This is a genomic window from Modestobacter sp. SYSU DS0290 (genome assembly GCF_054050955.1).
On record NZ_JBJHAI010000008.1, the window covers coordinates 26,612 to 42,924 of the forward strand.

General features: G+C 73.9%; 15 protein-coding genes and 1 tRNA gene. 10 read left to right on the forward strand and 6 right to left on the reverse strand.

Annotation, left to right across the window (positions count from 1 at the left end; genetic code table 11):
* Positions 1-51 precede the first annotated feature (51 nt).
* From ACI795_RS09150 to ACI795_RS09170, 5 genes are all read left to right on the forward strand, one after another.
* Positions 52-139: transfer RNA gene (locus tag ACI795_RS09150), tRNA-Ser, on the forward strand.
* A gap of 238 nt (positions 140-377) precedes the next feature.
* Complete coding sequence (locus tag ACI795_RS09155) at positions 378-4,625, forward strand: ExeM/NucH family extracellular endonuclease (RefSeq protein ID WP_457075181.1); 4,248 nt, start codon at positions 378-380, stop codon at positions 4,623-4,625.
* 151 nt (positions 4,626-4,776) lie between these two features.
* Positions 4,777-6,174 (forward strand): TrkH family potassium uptake protein, encoded by a 1,398-nt coding sequence (locus ACI795_RS09160; RefSeq protein WP_457075182.1) that lies wholly within the window; start codon positions 4,777-4,779, stop codon positions 6,172-6,174.
* On the forward strand, positions 6,167-6,862 hold the full coding sequence (locus tag ACI795_RS09165; protein ID WP_457075183.1) for a potassium channel family protein: 696 nt from the start codon (positions 6,167-6,169) through the stop codon (positions 6,860-6,862). The genes ACI795_RS09160 and ACI795_RS09165 overlap by 8 nt, the downstream gene beginning before the upstream one ends.
* Positions 6,863-6,951: 89 nt before the next feature.
* On the forward strand, positions 6,952-7,971 hold the full coding sequence (locus tag ACI795_RS09170) for a GGDEF domain-containing protein (RefSeq protein ID WP_457075184.1): 1,020 nt from the start codon (positions 6,952-6,954) through the stop codon (positions 7,969-7,971).
* 35 nt (positions 7,972-8,006) lie between these two features.
* On the opposite strand, the gene ACI795_RS09175 is transcribed toward ACI795_RS09170, so the two are convergent.
* Genes ACI795_RS09175 through ACI795_RS09185 form a run of 3 tightly spaced genes read right to left on the reverse strand, consistent with a single transcriptional unit; the run spans position 8,007 to position 9,961 of the window.
* A complete protein-coding gene (locus ACI795_RS09175; RefSeq protein WP_457075291.1) occupies positions 8,007-9,152 on the reverse strand; it encodes an NAD(P)/FAD-dependent oxidoreductase in 1,146 nt (381 codons plus the stop codon).
* A gap of 1 nt (position 9,153) precedes the next feature.
* Positions 9,154-9,342, reverse strand: coding sequence for a hypothetical protein (locus tag ACI795_RS09180; RefSeq protein WP_457075185.1), 189 nt, complete (start codon positions 9,340-9,342; stop codon positions 9,154-9,156).
* 46 nt (positions 9,343-9,388) lie between these two features.
* Entirely contained in the window at positions 9,389-9,961 is a 573-nt protein-coding gene (locus ACI795_RS09185) for an LOG family protein (protein ID WP_457075186.1), read from the reverse strand.
* Positions 9,962-10,145: 184 nt separating this feature from the next.
* Here ACI795_RS09185 and ACI795_RS09190 point away from each other — a divergent pair, with 184 nt between their 5' ends.
* Positions 10,146-11,837 (forward strand): hypothetical protein, encoded by a 1,692-nt coding sequence (locus ACI795_RS09190; protein ID WP_457075187.1) that lies wholly within the window; start codon positions 10,146-10,148, stop codon positions 11,835-11,837.
* A complete protein-coding gene (locus tag ACI795_RS09195; protein ID WP_457075188.1) occupies positions 11,837-12,424 on the forward strand; it encodes a hypothetical protein in 588 nt (195 codons plus the stop codon). The genes ACI795_RS09190 and ACI795_RS09195 overlap by 1 nt, the downstream gene beginning before the upstream one ends.
* A 71-nt stretch (positions 12,425-12,495) precedes the next feature.
* On the opposite strand, the gene ACI795_RS09200 is transcribed toward ACI795_RS09195, so the two are convergent.
* Both ACI795_RS09200 and ACI795_RS09205 read right to left on the reverse strand, forming a co-directional pair.
* A complete protein-coding gene (locus ACI795_RS09200; protein WP_457075189.1) occupies positions 12,496-12,792 on the reverse strand; it encodes a hypothetical protein in 297 nt (98 codons plus the stop codon).
* Between the two features lie 63 nt (positions 12,793-12,855).
* Entirely contained in the window at positions 12,856-13,209 is a 354-nt protein-coding gene (locus ACI795_RS09205) for a VOC family protein (RefSeq protein ID WP_457075190.1), read from the reverse strand.
* A 116-nt stretch (positions 13,210-13,325) separates the two neighbouring features.
* On the opposite strand from ACI795_RS09205, the gene ACI795_RS09210 reads away from it, so the two are divergent.
* A complete protein-coding gene (locus ACI795_RS09210; protein WP_457075191.1) occupies positions 13,326-13,790 on the forward strand; it encodes an NUDIX domain-containing protein in 465 nt (154 codons plus the stop codon).
* Between the two features lie 45 nt (positions 13,791-13,835).
* The gene (locus tag ACI795_RS09215) at positions 13,836-14,513 is read left to right on the forward strand and encodes a Pr6Pr family membrane protein (RefSeq protein WP_457075192.1); all 678 of its coding nucleotides are present in this window, start codon (positions 13,836-13,838) and stop codon (positions 14,511-14,513) included.
* On the opposite strand, the gene ACI795_RS09220 is transcribed toward ACI795_RS09215, so the two are convergent.
* Positions 14,500-15,285: an endonuclease/exonuclease/phosphatase family protein gene (locus ACI795_RS09220; protein ID WP_457075193.1), complete on the reverse strand. Its 786-nt coding sequence runs from the start codon at positions 15,283-15,285 to the stop codon at positions 14,500-14,502. The genes ACI795_RS09215 and ACI795_RS09220 overlap by 14 nt on opposite strands.
* A 116-nt stretch (positions 15,286-15,401) precedes the next feature.
* Between ACI795_RS09220 and ACI795_RS09225 the strand changes: the two genes are divergently transcribed.
* Positions 15,402-16,292, forward strand: a complete 891-nt coding sequence (locus tag ACI795_RS09225) for a 1,4-dihydroxy-2-naphthoyl-CoA synthase (protein ID WP_457075194.1) — start codon at positions 15,402-15,404, stop codon at positions 16,290-16,292.
* The last annotated feature ends 21 nt before the right edge of the window (positions 16,293-16,313 follow it).

A 16,313-nucleotide genomic window follows, 5' to 3' on the forward strand; every position in this document is an offset into this window, starting at 1 on the left:
GCAGGCGGGATCCCGGTCGCCCCGGGCGGGGCGCTAGCCTCGACGGCGCCAGGAGGGCTCGCCTAGTGGCCGATGGCGGCGGTCTTGAAAACCGCTAAGAGGTAACCCCTCTTCGTGGGTTCGAATCCCACGCCCTCCGCTCAGCTCACGGCCCGGTGCGCAGTCGGCGACGGTGGATCACGTGCCGTAGATCACAGCTGTCCCAGGTGTCGGGCCTATCGCCAGCTCAGGCGGCCGGACAGTGACGGACCTGTCCAGAACGATCACTGGTCGTCCCGTGGTGGACACGCGGTGTTCACCCGAGGGAGTGAGAGTCTCCGCGTCCTTCCGACCCGTACCGACCGGAGGCCTTCGTGCCCGTGAACCACCGGGCGGCAGTGCGCAGAGTTGCTGCCGTCACCGCCGTCGCCGTGGGGGGTGCTCTGCTCGGCGCGTCTCCCGCGCTGGCGATCGAGCCGCCCGCCGGCAGCCCCTTCATCAGCGAGTTCCACTACGACAACGGCGGATCCGACGCCAACGAGCGCGTCGAGGTCACCGCCGCACCGGGCACCGACCTCACCGGCTGGACCCTGGTCGGCGTCAACGGGAACGGCGGCGCCACCTACTCGCCCAAGGCGCTGTCCGGCGTCGTCGGCGAGTCCGGCATCGTGGTCGTGGACTTCCCCGGCCTGCAGAACGGCAGCCCGGACGGGCTCGCGCTGATCGGCCCGGACGGCGCGGTCGTCCAGTTCCTCTCCTACGAGGGCACCTTCTCCGCCACCTTCGGCGACACGGAGGGCGAGTCCACCGACGTCGGGGTCGCCGAGACCGGCAGCGGTCCGGCCGAGGGGTCGATCCAGCTGATCGACGGCGCCTGGGTGGTCACCGACACCAACACCTTCGGCGCGGTCAACGAGGTCGTCGAGCCGGAGCCCGAGCCCGAGCCCGAACCGGTCGACTGCGCCACCGACGGCCTCACCGCCATCACCGACGTGCAGGGCACCGGCGAGGAGAGCCCGCTCGTGGGCGACACCGTCACCGTCGCCGGCGTCGTGACGAGCAGCCCCGACGGCTTCGGCAGCCTCTACGTGCAGGACCCGACGGCGACCCCGGGCGCGGCCTCCGCCGCGGTCAACGTGTTCGGTTCCACCGCGGGCCTGGAGATCGGCGACGCCGTCCAGGTCACCGGTGAGGTCGCCGAGTACAACGGCCTGACCCAGGTCGAGGCGACCGGCGTCGCGCTCTGCGCCGAGGACGCCGCGCTGCCCGCCCCGGTCAGCATCGACTGGGCGCAGACCGACGCCGCTGCCCGCGAGGCGCTGGAGGGCATGCGCTTCGCGCCCACCGGCGACTACACGGTCACCGAGGTCTACAACCTCAACCGCTACGGCGAGATCATGCTGGCCGCCGGCACCGAGCCGCTGCGCACGGCCACCGACGTGGTGGAGCCCGGCGAGGCAGCGGTCGCCTACGAGGCCGAGAACGCCGCACGCGTCCTCCTGCTCGACGACGGCCGCAGCACCAACCTCAGCACCGCCGGTCTCGAGCCCGGCTACGGCTCGGTCGAGGACGCCGTCCGGGTCGGGGACCGGGTGACCTCCTTCGGTGAGGTGCCCTACGTGCTGGACTACCGGTACGACGCCTGGCGCGCGCAGCCGGCCACGGTCGTGACCGCGGAGACCACCGGGAAGGCGTCGTTCGACGATGCCAACCCGCGCACCGACGCCCCCGAGGAGGTCGGCGGCGACGTCCAGGTGGCGTCGTTCAACGTGCTCAACTACTTCACCACCTTCGGGGGTGAGGCCCGCGGTGCGGAGAACGCCGAGGAGTTCGCCCAGCAGCAGGCGAAGATCGTCGCCGCGATCAACTCCCTGGGCGCCGAGGTCGTCTCGCTGGAGGAGATCGAGAACTCGGTCAAGTTCGGCGAGGACCGCGACGAGGCCCTGGCCGCCCTCACCGCCGCGCTGAACGCCGCGGCCGGCGAGGACCGCTGGGCGTTCGTGCCCTCGCCGGCGGTGCTGCCGCCGACCGAGGACCAGGACGTCATCCGCACCGCCTTCATCTACCAGCCCGCCGCGGTGGAGCTGGTCGGTGAGTCGGTGGTCGACACCGACGAGGAGTGGGTGGGCCGGGCCCGCCAGCCGCTCGCGCAGACCTTCCGCGCGGCCGGTGAGGAGTTCACCGTCGTGGTGAACCACTTCAAGTCCAAGGGCTCCGTGCCGACCCCGGCCCGTCCGGGCGACACGGACACCGGCGACGGCCAGGGCAACGGCAACGCCACCCGCGTGGCCGAGGCCCAGCGGCTGGTCGCCTTCGTCGACGGGCTGGAGACCAAGGCCGAGAACGTCCTGCTGATCGGTGACCTGAACAGCTACACCATGGAGGACCCGCTCGACGTCCTCGCCGAGGCCGGCTACGCGAACCTGGAGACCGAGTTCGGCTCCGGTGAGAGCAGCTACGTGTTCAGCGGCCGGGTCGGCTCCCTCGACCACGCGTTCGGCTCGCCGGCGCTGGCCGCCGACGTCACCGGCGTCGACATCTGGAACATCAACTCCGTCGAGTCCTACGGCTACCAGTACGACGGCTACGAGGGCTGGTACGACGACGACCCGTTCCGCTCCTCCGACCACGACCCGCTGGTCGTCGGCCTGGACCTGGGCGAGCCGGGCACGGGCGGCGGCGACGGTGAGGACGACGGCACCGTCGACCTCCAGCTGCTGGGCATCAACGACTTCCACGGCCGGCTCGGCACCGCGGTGGCCCTGGCGGGCACCATCGAGGAGCAGCGGGCCCGCGAGGGCGTCGACGCCACCCTGCTGCTCTCGGCCGGGGACAACATCGGCGCCTCGCCGTTCGTCTCCTCGAGCCAGCAGGACCGGCCGACCCTCGAGGTGCTCAACGAGATGGGGCTGCAGGCCTCGGCCGTGGGCAACCACGAGTTCGACCGCGGCTTCACCGACCTGACCGGCCGGGTCGGGGTCGACGGGGAGAGCGGCCTGGCCGACTTCCCGTACCTCGGCGCCAACGTCTACCGCGACGGTGCGCCGGCGCTGCCGGAGTACACCCTGCTGGAGGCCGACGGCCTCACGGTGGGCGTCATCGCCGTCGTCACCGAGGAGACGGCCTCGCTGGTCTCCCCGGCCGGCATCGAGGGCATCACCTTCGGGGACCCGGTCGAGGCCACCAACCGGGTCGCCGACGCGCTCACCGACGGGGTCGGTGACGAGGCCGACGTGATCGTCCTGCTCGCCCACGAGGGCGCGCCGGAGGGCGAGGCCACCAGCACGCTGGAGGCCCAGCTCGCCGCGGACACCGCGTTCGCCGCGATCGTCAACGGCGTGGACGCGGACGTGGACGCGATCTTCACCGGGCACACGCACCAGACGTACGCGTGGCAGGCGCCGGTCCCCGGCACCGACGGCACCCGCCCGGTCATCCAGACCGGCTCCTACGCCGCGGACCTGGGCCGGATCGTGCTCTCCGTCGACGAGGCCACCGGTGAGGTGACCGCCTCGACGGTGGAGAACCTGCTGCTCACCAAGCGGCCGGCCGCGGAGCTCACCGCCGCCTACCCGCGCGTCGCCGAGGTCGCCGAGACGGTCGCCGCCGCGCAGGCGGTGGCCGAGGAGGTCGGCAGCGAGGTCGTCGGCTCCGTGAGCGGCGACATCACCCGGGCCTTCACCACCGGTCCGGACGGCGGGCAGGTCGAGGACCGCGGGTCGTACTCGGCCCTCGGCGGGCTGGTCGCCGACAGCTACGTCTCCGGCGCGGCCGACAGCGCGATCGAGCCGGCCGACCTCGGCCTGGTCAACCCCGGTGGCCTGCGGGCCGACCTGCGCTACGGGGAGGACGGTGTGATCACGCTGGCCGAGGCCAACGAGGTGACCCCGTTCGCCAACGACCTGGTCGTCACCTCGCTGACCGGGGCCCAGCTGGTGGAGGTGCTGGAGCAGCAGTGGCAGCCCGCGGGCAGCTCGCGGCCGTTCCTGGCCCTGGGCGCCTCGAGGGAGCTGACCTGGTCCTACGACCCGGACGCGCCCGCCGGGGAGCGGATCATCGTCGACAGCATCCGGATCTCGGGCGAGCCGATCGACCTCGGCGCCACCTACCGGGTGGCGACGAACAGCTTCCTGGCCTCCGGCGGTGACAACTTCACCACCTTCGCCGAGGGCACCACGGAGCAGACCGGTCTGATCGACTTCGACGCCTTCCGGGCGTACCTGGAGGAGAACTCCCCGCTGGACCCGGCGGACTACACCGGCCGGGCCACCGTCGGGGAGGCCGAGGAGCCGCAGGCGCCGGCCACCGTCACGGTGTCGCCGTCCACGTTCGCCCGCGGCGACAAGGTGACCTTCTCGGTCACCGGCTTCGGCCCCGAGGAGCGGGTCGTGGTCACCGTCGGCGGGAAGCGGCTGGGCAACGTCCGCACGGACGCCGAGGGCGCCACCTCGGTGCGGGTGACGGTGCCGAACTCGGTGGCCCTGGGCACCGTCCAGGTCACCGCGACCGGCGCCACCTCGGGCACCACTGCGGAGGTCGAGGTGCAGGTCACGGAGAAGCAGAAGCCGGGCCACGGGCACGGCTCGGGCTTCGTGGGCCAGCTCCTGGGCTGGCTGTGGCAGCTCCTGCGGGGCTGGCTGGGGTGATCCACCCGAGCTGATCGGCACGTGCCGCGAGCGCGTGCACCGGTACGACGACGGGCCTCCGACTCCGGTCGGGGGCCCGTCGCCGTTCCCGTGGCCGGCGCGCGCCGTGGCGCGCCGCGGCCCGTTCAGCCGGGGGGACTACGGTTCCCCGGTGCCCAGCAGGACCCGCTCCGCACGACGAGCGCGTCCCGCGGGCGAGCGGCCACCCCGGGTGCGCCGGCTGCCGCACCTGCGCCATCCGGCCCAGGTCGTCGTCGTCGCGTTCGCCCTCGCCGTCTCGGTGGGCACGCTGCTGCTGTGGCTGCCGATCGCGAGCGTCCCCGAGGGCAGCCCGACGTTCGTCGAGGCGCTGTTCACCGCCACCTCCTCGGTCTGCGTGACCGGGCTGACCGTCGTCGACACCCCCACCTACTGGACCGGGTTCGGCGAGGCGGTGATCCTCGCGCTGATCCAGGTCGGCGGGTTCGGGATCATGACCCTGGCCTCGGTGCTGGGCCTGGTGCTGGCCCGCCGCCTCGGGCTGCGGGCCCGCCTCAACGCCGCCGCCGAGACCAAGAGCGTCGACGTCGGCGACATCCGCCGGGTGGTGATCGGCGTCGCGACGATCAGCTTGCGGTTCGAGGCCGTCGTCGCCCTCGCGCTCACCGCGCGCTTCGCCCTCGGCTACGACCAGCCGCTGCCCGAGGCGCTGTGGAACGGCGTCTTCCACGCCGTGTCGGCCTTCAACAACGCCGGCTTCGCGCTGTACACCGACAACCTGATCCCGTTCGCCACCGACCCGTGGATCTGCCTGCCGATCAACGCAGCCGTCATCGCCGGCGGCCTCGGCTTCCCGGTGCTCATGCAGCTGCGCCGGGACGTGCGGCTGCCCCGGAAGTGGACGATGAACACCCGGCTGGTGCTGCTGGGCACCGGCGTCCTGCTGGTGGCCGGCACCGTCGTCCTCACCGCGCTCGAGTGGCGCAACCCGGCCACGCTGGGCCCGCTGTCGGTGCCCGGCAAGCTGCTGGCCGGGTTCACCTCGGCCGTCATGCCGCGCACCGCCGGGTTCAACGTCCTCGACGTAGGCGCGATGGAGCCGGCCAGCTGGCTGGTCACCGACGTGCTGATGTTCATCGGCGGGGGGCCCGCGGGCACCGCCGGCGGGATCAAGGTGACCACCTTCTTCGTGCTGGTGTTCATCATCCTCACCGAGATCCGCGGTGAGGGTGCGGTGAACGTGCTCGGCAAGCGGCTGCCCCGCTCGGTGCAGCGGCAGGCGATCACCGTGGTGCTGCTCTCGGTGATGGCGGTGGTGCTGCCGGTGCTCGCGCTGCTGGTCGTCACCACCTTCACCCTCGACCAGGTGCTCTTCGAGGTGGTCTCGGCGTTCTCCACCGTGGGCCTGTCCACCGGCATCACCGCCGACCTGCCGTCCGCCGGCCAGCTGCTGCTGGTCGTGCTGATGTTCATCGGCCGGCTCGGCCCGATCACCCTCGCCTCCGCGCTGGCGCTGCGCCAGCGGACCCAGGCCTACGAACTCCCGAAGGAGCGACCCGTCATTGGCTGACTGGCTGCACCCCCGCCGCTCCGGTGGCCGGCGGTCCCCGTCCAACGCCGTCGTCGTCATCGGCCTGGGGCGGTTCGGCTCCGCCCTCGCCCTGGAGCTGATGGCCGCCGGCACCGAGGTGCTGGGCATCGACGCCGACCCCGACATCGTCCAGGAGCTCAACGGCCGGCTCACCCAGGTGGTGCGCGCCGACTCCACCAAGGAGGAGGCGCTGCGCCAGCTGTCCGTGCCCGACTTCGACCTGGCGGTCGTGGGCATCGGCACCGACGTCGAGGCGAGCATCCTCACCACCTCGCTGCTGCTCAGCTTCGGCATCGACGACCTCTGGGCCAAGGCGCTCAGCGAGCCGCACGGCCGCATCCTGCGTCAGCTCGGCGTCCAGCACGTGATCTACCCCGAGCACGACATGGGCCGGCGGGTGGCGCACCTGGTCCGCGGCATGGTGCTGGACTACATCCAGTTCGAGGACGACTTCGCCATGGTCAAGACCCGGCCGCCGGCGGACACCATCGGCAAGCGGCTGGGCGACACCGGTGTGCGGACCAGGCACCAGGTCACGGTCGTGGCGGTCAAGCGGCCGGGGGAGGGCTTCACCTACGCCACCGCGGACACCGTGCTGGAGCCCGACGACGTGATCATCGTGGCCGGCCGGACGAAGCTGGCCGAGAAGTTCAGCCAGCGGGCCTGATCCCTCACTCCTTGGGGTCGGCCGGGGATCGGTCGTACACAGTCGATCTTCCCGGCTGTCGTTGACCGGGTGTGCGCCTGCCGACGTCGATGAGGGCCCGCGACCCGCGGGCCGCTGCGCGCACCGCGCTGCCCATCATCGCCGTCGTCGCCGTCGTGATGGCGGTCTTCACCTTCTTCGGCCCCAACTCGGTCAGCGCGACCACCCGGACGGCGTCCTGGGGCACCGTCGCCCTGCTGCTCGCCGTCGGGGTGCTGCTGCGGTCGGCCTCCGCCGACTGGCTGGACCGCACCGGGCTCTTCGTGTTCCTCGGCGTGCTCGGCGTCGTCCTGGTCTGCGCCATGAACGTGATCACCAACGACCCGTCCGCGGCCGCGCAGGCGTTCCTCTCCTTCCCGGTGCTCTGGGTCGCCGCGCACCTGCGGCGGGCGGCGGTCGCGGTGGTCACCTCGATCGCGGTGCTGCTGGACGCCGCCGTCCTGCTGGTCCTGCTCCCGGTGGAGCCGGCGCTGACCGACCTGGTCTTCTTCGGCAGCGTGCTGGTGGTCATCTCGCTGATGCTCGTGCGCGCCGGGGACGTCCAGGAACGGCTGGTGGCCGCGCTGCACCAGCAGGCGAGCGTCGACTCGCTCACCGGGCTGGTGAACCGCCGGGTGCTCGACGAGGCGCTGACCGGCGCGCTGGCCGCTCCGCTGCACCCGCAGGGGACCGCGCTGGTGCTCGTCGACGTCGACTCGTTCAAGGCGATCAACGACCAGCACGGCCACCCGGTCGGCGACGACGCCCTGGTGCACGTGGCCGGCGTGCTGCGCCGCGTGGTCCGGACCGGCGACGCGGTGCTCAGCCGGATGGGCGGGGACGAGCTGGCGGTGCTGCTGCCGGGCTGCCCGCCCGACGTCGCCGTGCGCCGGGCCGCCGAGGTGCTGGACGCCGTGCGGTCCGCGCCGCTGCAGCTGCCCGGCGGGTCGCTGCTGGCGCTGTCGGTGAGCCTGGGCGTCGCGCACGCCCCGGCGCACGCCACCGGGCTCGAGGAGCTGTACGCCGCTGCCGACGCCGCGCTGTACGCCGCCAAGCGCGGGGGCCGCGGCCGGGTCGCCCTCGCCGGCTGACCGCCCCCGGTGGGATCAGGTCCCCTGATCACTGCTCAGCGCAGCCGGCGGGCGGTGGCGGCCAGTGTGCGGGCGGTGAGCCGCCCGTCGGCCAGGCCCAGGCCCACGACGTCGTCGAAGACCGCCTGGTCCTCGGCGGCGGCGCGGACGACGCCGTCCATCAGCCGTGGCCAGCGGGACAGCTGCGAGGCGACCCGGACCGATCGCAGGTGCCCGCCCAGCCGCCGGGCCAGCATCTCCCGGTGCACCGCGCCGGCCCGTCCGCCGTGCGCCGCGGCGAGACCGGCCAGCGCACCGGAGAGGACCGCGTAGAAGATGCCCTCGCCGGTCAGCGGGTTCACCAGCGAGCGGGCGTCACCGGCCAGCAGCACCCGGCCGTCGGGGGTGCGCGGGTGCCCGGTGGACAGCGGGAGCCGGTGGGCGCGCAGCTCCTCGGGCGCGACCCCGGGCAGCAGCCGGTGCAGCCCGGCGACCAGCCCGGCCCGGGTCACCCCGCCGGAGACGAGTTCCCCGTACCCGACGTTGGCCCGGCCGTCGCCGATGGGGAACGACCAGGCGTAGGCCGGCCAGCGCTGGTCGGTGGTGGTCACCACCTGCACGCCGGCCTGGCCGGGCGGCTCGGGGGCGTACCCGCGGATCGCCACCGCCAGCCGGTCGGCCCGGTTCGGGGGCACGCCCACCGCCCGGCGGACGGCGGACTCGGCCCCGTCGGCGCCGACGACCACGGAGGCCGTCCAGCGCCCGTCGACGTCCACGGAGTCGCCGCGGTCGGTCACCGACCGCACCGTGTGCCGGGCGAACCGCACCCCGCGGTCCAGCACCCCGCCGTCCAGGACCTGGGCCAGCAGCCGGCCGTCGAGCACCGCGCGCGGCACCACCACCGACGGACGGCGGGTGGCCCGCTCCACGACGTCCCCGCCCGGCCCGGTCAGCCGCAGCCGTGGCACGCCGGGGAACCCGGCGGTCAGCGCGGCGACGTCCAGGCCGAGGGCGGCCAGCACGTCCAGCGCCTCCGGGGCCACCCCGTCCCCGCAGACCTTGTCCCGGGGGAAGTCCGCCCGGTCCACCACCAGTACGTCGGCGTCCGGCGCGGCCCGGCGGGCCGCCGCGGCGCACGCGGCGCCGGCCGGCCCGCCACCGACGACCAGGACGTCGACGTGCTCGGGCGGGCGGGCGGGCAGGTCAGGGCTCCTCGGAGGTGATCGGCGGGTCCGGGGTGCCGGTCGTCTCGCAGTTCTCGTCGTGCGTGTTGCCGCTGCCGGCGTCGCAGTCGGTCTCGCCGCGGTTGACGTCGATGTTGTCCCCGCCGCAGCCGGTCAGCACGGTCGTGCCCGCGATCAGCAGGGCCACGAGGGTGTTCTTCAGTCGCATGCCGACCCGGGTGCCCAGCCGGGCCCGGGGTCAACCGGCGGCGCGCTCAGGCGGTCGGGGTGGGCGTCCACTTGCGGGCCGGGTGCGCGTAGCCCTCGATGAAGGCCAGCAGGCCGGCCGCGTCGTGCACCACGCCGAGCGCGTCGAGCCGGTTGGCCGCCAGGTAGCCGTCGTCGACCATCCGCCGCAGCTGGGTCAGCTGCGGCTGCCAGAACCCGTCGACGTCCAGGAAGGCCGTCGGCTTGGCGTGCAGGCCGAGCATCCCCCAGGTCCAGGCCTCGAACAGCTCCTCCAGGGTGCCGGCGGCGCCGGGCAGCGCCACGAACGCGTCGGCGAGGTCGGCCATCAGGGCCTTGCGCTCGTGCATGGTGTGCACGACCTCCAGCCGGGGCAGCCCCGGGTGGGCCAGCTCGTCGTCGACCAGGTGCTGCGGGATCACCCCGACCACCTCGCCGCCGGCGGCGAGCGCGGCGTCGGCGACCACGCCCATCAGCCCGACGCGCCCGCCGCCGTAGACGATCCCCACCCCCGCCTCGGCGAGCTCGGTGGCGAAGGTGGCGGCGGCCCGCTGGTGGCCCTGCGGACCGGCCTGGGAGCCGGTGAAGACGGCGATGCGCACGCACGGACCCTAGGCACCCGGGTGACCGGTCGCCGGGGGTGGGCGCCCGTCGGGCCGCCCACGGCAGGCGTGGCCGCCCGTCCGGAGTTGTTCACCCGATGTGGCACTCCGTGTCACCCGTTCGTGGGGAGCGCCCCGCAGAGTCCTCCCGACGGATGCGCCACGGACGATGCGGGAGCACTTGATGAGTCACGACCACGGACACGGTCACCACCACCACGACCACGACCACGACCACCACCACGGCGAGGTGACCGGGGCCGAGGGCACCTGGGCCGACCCGGAGGCCGACGACCCGTTGTCGGTCTCGCGCCGCGCCTTCCTGGCCACCGCGGCCGCCGTCGCGGGCGCCGCTGCCGCCGTCGGTGGCGGGGTCGCCGGCGTCGGCCAGGGTGTCGCCCGCGCCGCCGACGGCGGCACGACGACGAACCCGTGGAAGAGCGGGATGCGCTACCTCGCCGGCGACCACCACATCCACACCCAGTACTCGCCCGACGCGCAGTACGACGTGCTGACCCAGGTCATCAAGGGCCGGCAGTACGGGCTGGACTGGATGGTCATCACCGACCACGGTGGCGTCGCACACCAGAAGCTCTCGATCGACAAGATCACCCCGGAGATCGAGCGGGTCCGCCGCCAGTACGCGGGCACGATGATCTACCAGGGCCTGGAGTGGAACATCCCGAGCGCCGAGCACGCGACCGTGATGCTCCCGCCCGGCAACGCGACCGTCGACATCCTCAAGGCCTTCGAGGCCGGGTACGACGGCAGCGTGCTCTCGGCGAACGGCGTCCGCGGCGACATGGAGCCCTACGCGATCGAGGCGCTCAAGTACCTGGAGAACCAGGTGCGCAACCGGCGCGTGGAGATGGCGCTGATGTTCGCCAACCACCCCAGCCGCAAGGGCATCGACAGCCCGCACGAGATGCGCAACTGGCGGGACGCGGCACCGCAGGTCGCCGTCGGCATGGAGGGCGCGCCGGGACACCAGGCGGCCGGCATCCCGGAGTCGCAGGGCGGCCCCGGCAGCGGCCGCGGCTACTACGACGGCTCTCCCGGGTCGGCGAGCTTCCCCGGCTACCCGCTGGAGTCCTACCGCACCTGGGGCGGCTTCGACTGGATGACCGCGAAGGTCGGCGGCATGTGGGACTCGCTGCTGGCCGAGGGCAAGCCCTGGTGGGTCACCGCCACCTCCGACTCCCACCGGGTCTTCCGCGACACCCGCGTCCAGGGCCCGCTGGACTTCGACACCCACGGCACCAAGGGCGACCCGGTCGACACCGGCCGGCCGATCACCCAGTACGGCGACTTCTGGCCCGGCCAGTACAGCAGCACCCTGGTGGCGGCGGACTCCCGCTCCTACCTCGGTGTCATGCAGGCCCTCCAGGCCGGCAAGATCGTCGCCGTGCACGGCCGGATCATCGAGGGCCTGGACGTGCGGGTCCGCTCGGCCAACCACGGTGATGCGCAGGGCGCCACGCTCGGTGGCCGCACCTGGGTTCGCCGCGGTGGCGACGTGACCGTCACCATCACCGTCAAGGTGGCCGGTGGCGCGAACGCCAACGGCGACGTGCCGAAGCTGGCGAAGGTCGACCTGATCAGCGGCCCGGTCACCGGTCCGGTCGGCGACCGGGACGTCTTCACCGCGCCGGAGACCAGCGTGGTGAAGACCTTCGAGGTGGGGCGCGGCCGGGCGCAGTGGACCTTCGAGCACACGTTCACGAACGTGGACCGCTCGTTCTACGTCCGCCTGCGCGGCAGCGACGGCAAGCAGATGGACTCCGCGGGCAACCCGCTCATCGACGTCGTCGGCGATGCGAACCCGTGGGAGGACCTCTGGTTCTACGCCAACCCGGTCTTCGTCGACGCCGTCTGATGACCGGCCTCTGGTGGGGCGGCGCGTCCGCGGAGCGCGACCCCGCGGACGCCCACCTGCTGGCGGCCGTCGACCGGGCCCTGACCGGGTCCGGGGCCGCGGCGGAGCTGGTCTGCACCCACGTGGACCGCTCCGCCGCGGACCCGCGGACCGGGGTGTCGATCCGGCTCTCCGGTGCGCCGGCCGACCCGGGGGCGACGCAGGCCGCGCTCGCCCGCGAGCTGGGCGGGCCGGTCCTGGTCGAGCCGGCGCAGGAAGGTGACGACGACGCGGCTCCGGCCCGGACTGCGCTGGCCGAGGCGCCGTCCGCGGTGGCCGGGCGGGTGGTCCGCTTCCCGGGAGCCGACGGCGTCCGGGGGCGGGTGCAGGTGGCCGAGCTGGTCGCCGGCACCGCGGTCGAGGACGTCCAGGCGGTGGGCGCGACCATCGGCCCGGAGGACGTCGTCGACTCCGGGCCGAACGGCTTCCTCCGGCCGCAGCTGACGGGCGGGCGGATGACGCTGCTGGTCCAGCGGGCCGCCGGTGGGGTGTTCCTGCCCTTCGAGATCGAGAACCCGCACGTGTGCTGCGAGGGCGGCGGTCACTGACCCCCGTCCCGCAGTGATGGCCATCTCCGCCCCCGCACCGGGGCGGAGATGGCCATCTCCGCGTTCGGGGGTCAGACGACGGGGGTGGCGAAGCCGATCTCCATCGACGCGATGCCCGCCGGGAAGGTCTCGAACGCCCGGGCGCGCTCAGGGGAGGCGTTGTACTCGGCCTCGACCCGGCGGAACTCGGCCTCGTCCCCGTCGCGGGCGACCGCCCAGGTGAAGGTCTCGTGCTCGGCGTCGGCCAGGGCGAACAGCAACCGGAACCCGTACTGCTCCCGCACCGGGGTCAGGGTCGGGAACCAGGCCAGGAAGTCGGCCAGCCGGCCGGGCTCGAGCTGGTAGCGACGAAGCTGCACGGTCTCCATGCCGCCCATCCTGCGCCGGACCCGGTCCGGGCCCGGCGCAGGGGCGCGCTCAGGGCGCCGCTGTCAGGACGAGGGCGGCGCGTAGAACTGCAGGTCGTTGCCCTCGGAGTCCTTGAACGGGGCGATCCGGCCCCACGGGTGGTCGCTGATCCCGCCGGTGAACTCGACGCCCTTGTCGCGCAGCACGGCCACCTCGCCGTCCAGGTCGCCGTCGGGCTGGAAGGTGATCACCGCGCCGCCGTCGGTGGGCTGGGCGTTCTCCCGGGCGTTGAGGCCGATCATCAGCCCGCCGGCGTCGAACTCGCTCCAGTCCTCGGTGGTCTTGGTCTCGCTCAACCCCAGGGTGTCCCGGTAGAAGGCCCGGGCCCTGTCCATGTCGCTCACCGGCACCCACACGCTTGCCACTCCGCTGGCCATGACTCTCCTCAGCTCGATCAGGTCGTGCCCCGCGAGTGCCCCGGGGCCGGGGCGGGCAACCGCCGGTGACGGCGCGGCACACTGGCGGGCCGGACCACGACGACGAGAGGACGGCGGTGCGCTCCCCGACCGACGGCTGGACCACCTGTGCGCTCGGACACCGCCACTGGGGGCTGGCCGGTGCTGCCGGGCTGCTGGTGCACCGGAGCGGCGCCGACGGCGTGGAGGTGCTGCTGCAGCTGCGCGTCGGCTGGTCGCACCACGGCGGCACCTGGGGCACCCCGGGCGGTGCGCTCCACCCGGCCGAGTCCGCCGCGGACGGCGCGCTGCGGGAGGCGGGGGAGGAGCTGGGACTGCGCCGGGCCGACCTGGTGCTCGGCGCGGAGTCGGTCGACGACCACGGCGGCTGGCGGTACACCACGGTGCTCGCCTCACCCGCCGGCCGGCTCGACGCCGAGGACCTGGTGCTCAGCGACGAGAGCTCCGGTGCCGGCTGGTTCCGGGTCGCGGCGCTGCCCGACGTGCTGCTGCACCCGGGGCTGGCCGCATCGCTGCCGGTGCTGCTGCCGCTGCTGGGCTGAACCCACTGGGCTGGAGTTCGGCGGTGCGCAGCCGACCCTGACCGGGTGAGCGATGCCGACCCGACCCTCCGCACCACCGCCGCCCGCGTCTGGTGGGCCGTGCTCGCCGTCGTCGTCGCCGCCTCCGTCGGCACCGAGCTGGTCCGGGCGCTGCTGGACACCGGCAGCGACGCCGGCGCGCTCGCCCGGGTGGTGCGGTTCCTGAGCTGGTTCACCATCCAGTCCAACCTGCTGGTGCTGGTCGCGGCGCTGCCGCTGGTCCGCGACCCCGGGCACGACGGCCGCATCTGGCGGGTGGTGCGCCTGGATGCGCTGCTCGGGATCTCGGTGACCGGCCTGGTGTTCGCCGCCGTCCTGGCCCCGACGACGCACCCGCAGGGCCTGGGCTGGTGGACCAACGCCGGCACGCACTACGTCGTCCCGGTGGTCGCCGTGGTCGGCTGGCTGGTGTTCGGCCCGCGGCCCCGGGTCACCGGCACCACGATCGTGGCGGCGCTGGGCTGGCCGCTGGCGTGGATCGCCTACACCCTCGCGCACGGTGCCCTCACCGGCTGGTACCCCTACGGCTTCCTCGACGCGCAGGCGCTGGGCTACGGGACGGCGCTGCGCAACCTCGGCGTCGTCGTCGCGCTGTCGGTGGCGTTCCTGCTCGTGGTCGGCGTGCTGGACCGGCGGCTCCCGCCCACCGGCGCGCCCCGGCTGCCGGCGGTCAGCCGGGCGTGACCGTCGCGGTGACCAGCCGGTGGTCGCCGAAGGCGAGCTGACGCACCCGCGGCTCGGTGGACCGCACGTCGGCGCCGCCGAGCAGGTGGTCGAACTGCACGCGCGGCGCCGGCGCGGGGTAGGTCGGTGCCGCGACCAGCCGCCGGCCACCCCAGACCCGCGCCGGCAGCGGCCCGATCAGGTTCAGGTCGCCGGCCAGCACGACCGGGCCGGGCAGCGCAGCCGCCCAGCGGCGCAGCCGCAGCAGCTGGCGCACCGCGGTGTGCGGGGCGAAGGACAGATGGGTGCCGACCACGGTGCACTCGTCGAGCTCGGCGGCGATCGCCAGGCGCGGCTCGTCGGGGAACCACCACAGCTTCGTCCGGCCGGTCCGCGGGTCCGGTGCCTGCAGCGGCAGCCGGGCCCGGCCGGCGCCCAGGGCGTGCACCGACCAGCGGCGCACCGGCAGTCGGCTGAACAGCGCGATCCCGTAGTGCGGAGCGTCCGTCGGGTGCTCCGGCCCGCGCAGCCCCGGTGGGGCGGGGGCCCAGCTGCGGAACGGGTCCGGCGTGCCGGCGACCGTGGCGGCGAACCGCCAGTCGGTCGCCCCCAGCGCGGCGGCGACCAGGGTGGGCTGGTCGGTGTGCTGCGAGCGGGGCTGGCCGACGTCGACCTCCTGCACGGCGAGCACGTCGACGTCCACGCCGTCCAGCGCTGCACGCAGGGCCGCGGGGTCCAGCGAGCGGCCCCGGGCGTCGCGGCCGGAGGCGAGGTTCAGCGTCCCGACCCGCACGGCGCGACGGTAGCCCGGCCGGCGCCTTCCACGCTCTCCGTGCGCGTCCCCTGTGCTGCAGCGCGAGGAACGCGCACGGAGAGCGTGGGCAGCGGGGCGACGGATAGGTTCGCCGGGTGAGCGCACGCGAGGACGTCTCGGAGACCTTCGACCCCACGGCGTGGCAGGAGGTCCCCGGCTTCGAGGGCCTGACCGACCTCACCTACCACCGGGCCGTGGACGCCGGCGTCGTCCGGGTGGCGTTCGACCGCCCCGAGGTGCGCAACGCCTTCCGGCCGGAGACGGTCGACCAGCTGCTCGCCGTCCTCGAGCACGCCCGGCTGTCCCGGGACGTCGGCTGCGTGCTGCTCACCGGCAACGGCCCGAGCCCGAAGGACGGCGGCTGGGCGTTCTGCTCCGGCGGTGACCAGCGGGTGCGTGGCCGGTACGGGTACGAGTCCGCCGGGGGCGCGAGCGGCCGGCTGCACATCCTGGAGGTGCAGCGGCTGATCCGGTTCATGCCGAAGGTGGTCGTCTGCGTGGTGCCCGGCTGGGCGGCCGGTGGCGGGCACAGCCTGCACGTCGTCGCGGACCTGACGCTGGCCAGCGCCGAGCACGCCCGGTTCAAGCAGACCGACGCCGACGTCGGCAGCTTCGACGGTGGTTTCGGCTCCGCCTACCTGGCCCGCCAGGTGGGGCAGAAGTTCGCCCGCGAGATCTTCTTCCTGGGCGAGGAGTACACCGCCGCCGACGCGCACGCGATGGGCATGGTCAACCGGGTGGTGCCGCACGCCGAGCTGGAGGCCACCGCGCTGGACTGGGGGCGGCGGATCGTCGCCAAGAGCCCGACCGCGCAGCGGATGCTCAAGTACTCGTTCAACCTGATCGACGACGGGCTGGTCGGCCAGCAGCTGTTCGCCGGGGAGACCACCCGGCTGGCCTACATGGCCGAGGAGGCCGTCGAGGGGCGCGACGCGTTCCTGGAGAAGCGCGACCCGGACTTCGGCCAGTTCCCCTGGCACGTGTAGGACGACGGAAGGAGCAGGGCA

Bases quoted from the DNA above. Each gene is read 5' to 3' on its own strand.
- ACI795_RS09170 (WP_457075184.1), top strand. From the start codon at position 6,952: ATGAGGGCCCGCGACCCGCGGGCCGCTGCGCGCACCGCGCTGCCCATC.
- ACI795_RS09180 (WP_457075185.1), bottom strand. From the start codon at position 9,342: ATGCGACTGAAGAACACCCTCGTGGCCCTGCTGATCGCGGGCACGACC.
- ACI795_RS09190 (WP_457075187.1), top strand. From the start codon at position 10,146: ATGAGTCACGACCACGGACACGGTCACCACCACCACGACCACGACCAC.
- ACI795_RS09195 (WP_457075188.1), top strand. From the start codon at position 11,837: ATGACCGGCCTCTGGTGGGGCGGCGCGTCCGCGGAGCGCGACCCCGCG.
- ACI795_RS09200 (WP_457075189.1), bottom strand. From the start codon at position 12,792: ATGGAGACCGTGCAGCTTCGTCGCTACCAGCTCGAGCCCGGCCGGCTG.
- ACI795_RS09205 (WP_457075190.1), bottom strand. From the start codon at position 13,209: ATGGCCAGCGGAGTGGCAAGCGTGTGGGTGCCGGTGAGCGACATGGAC.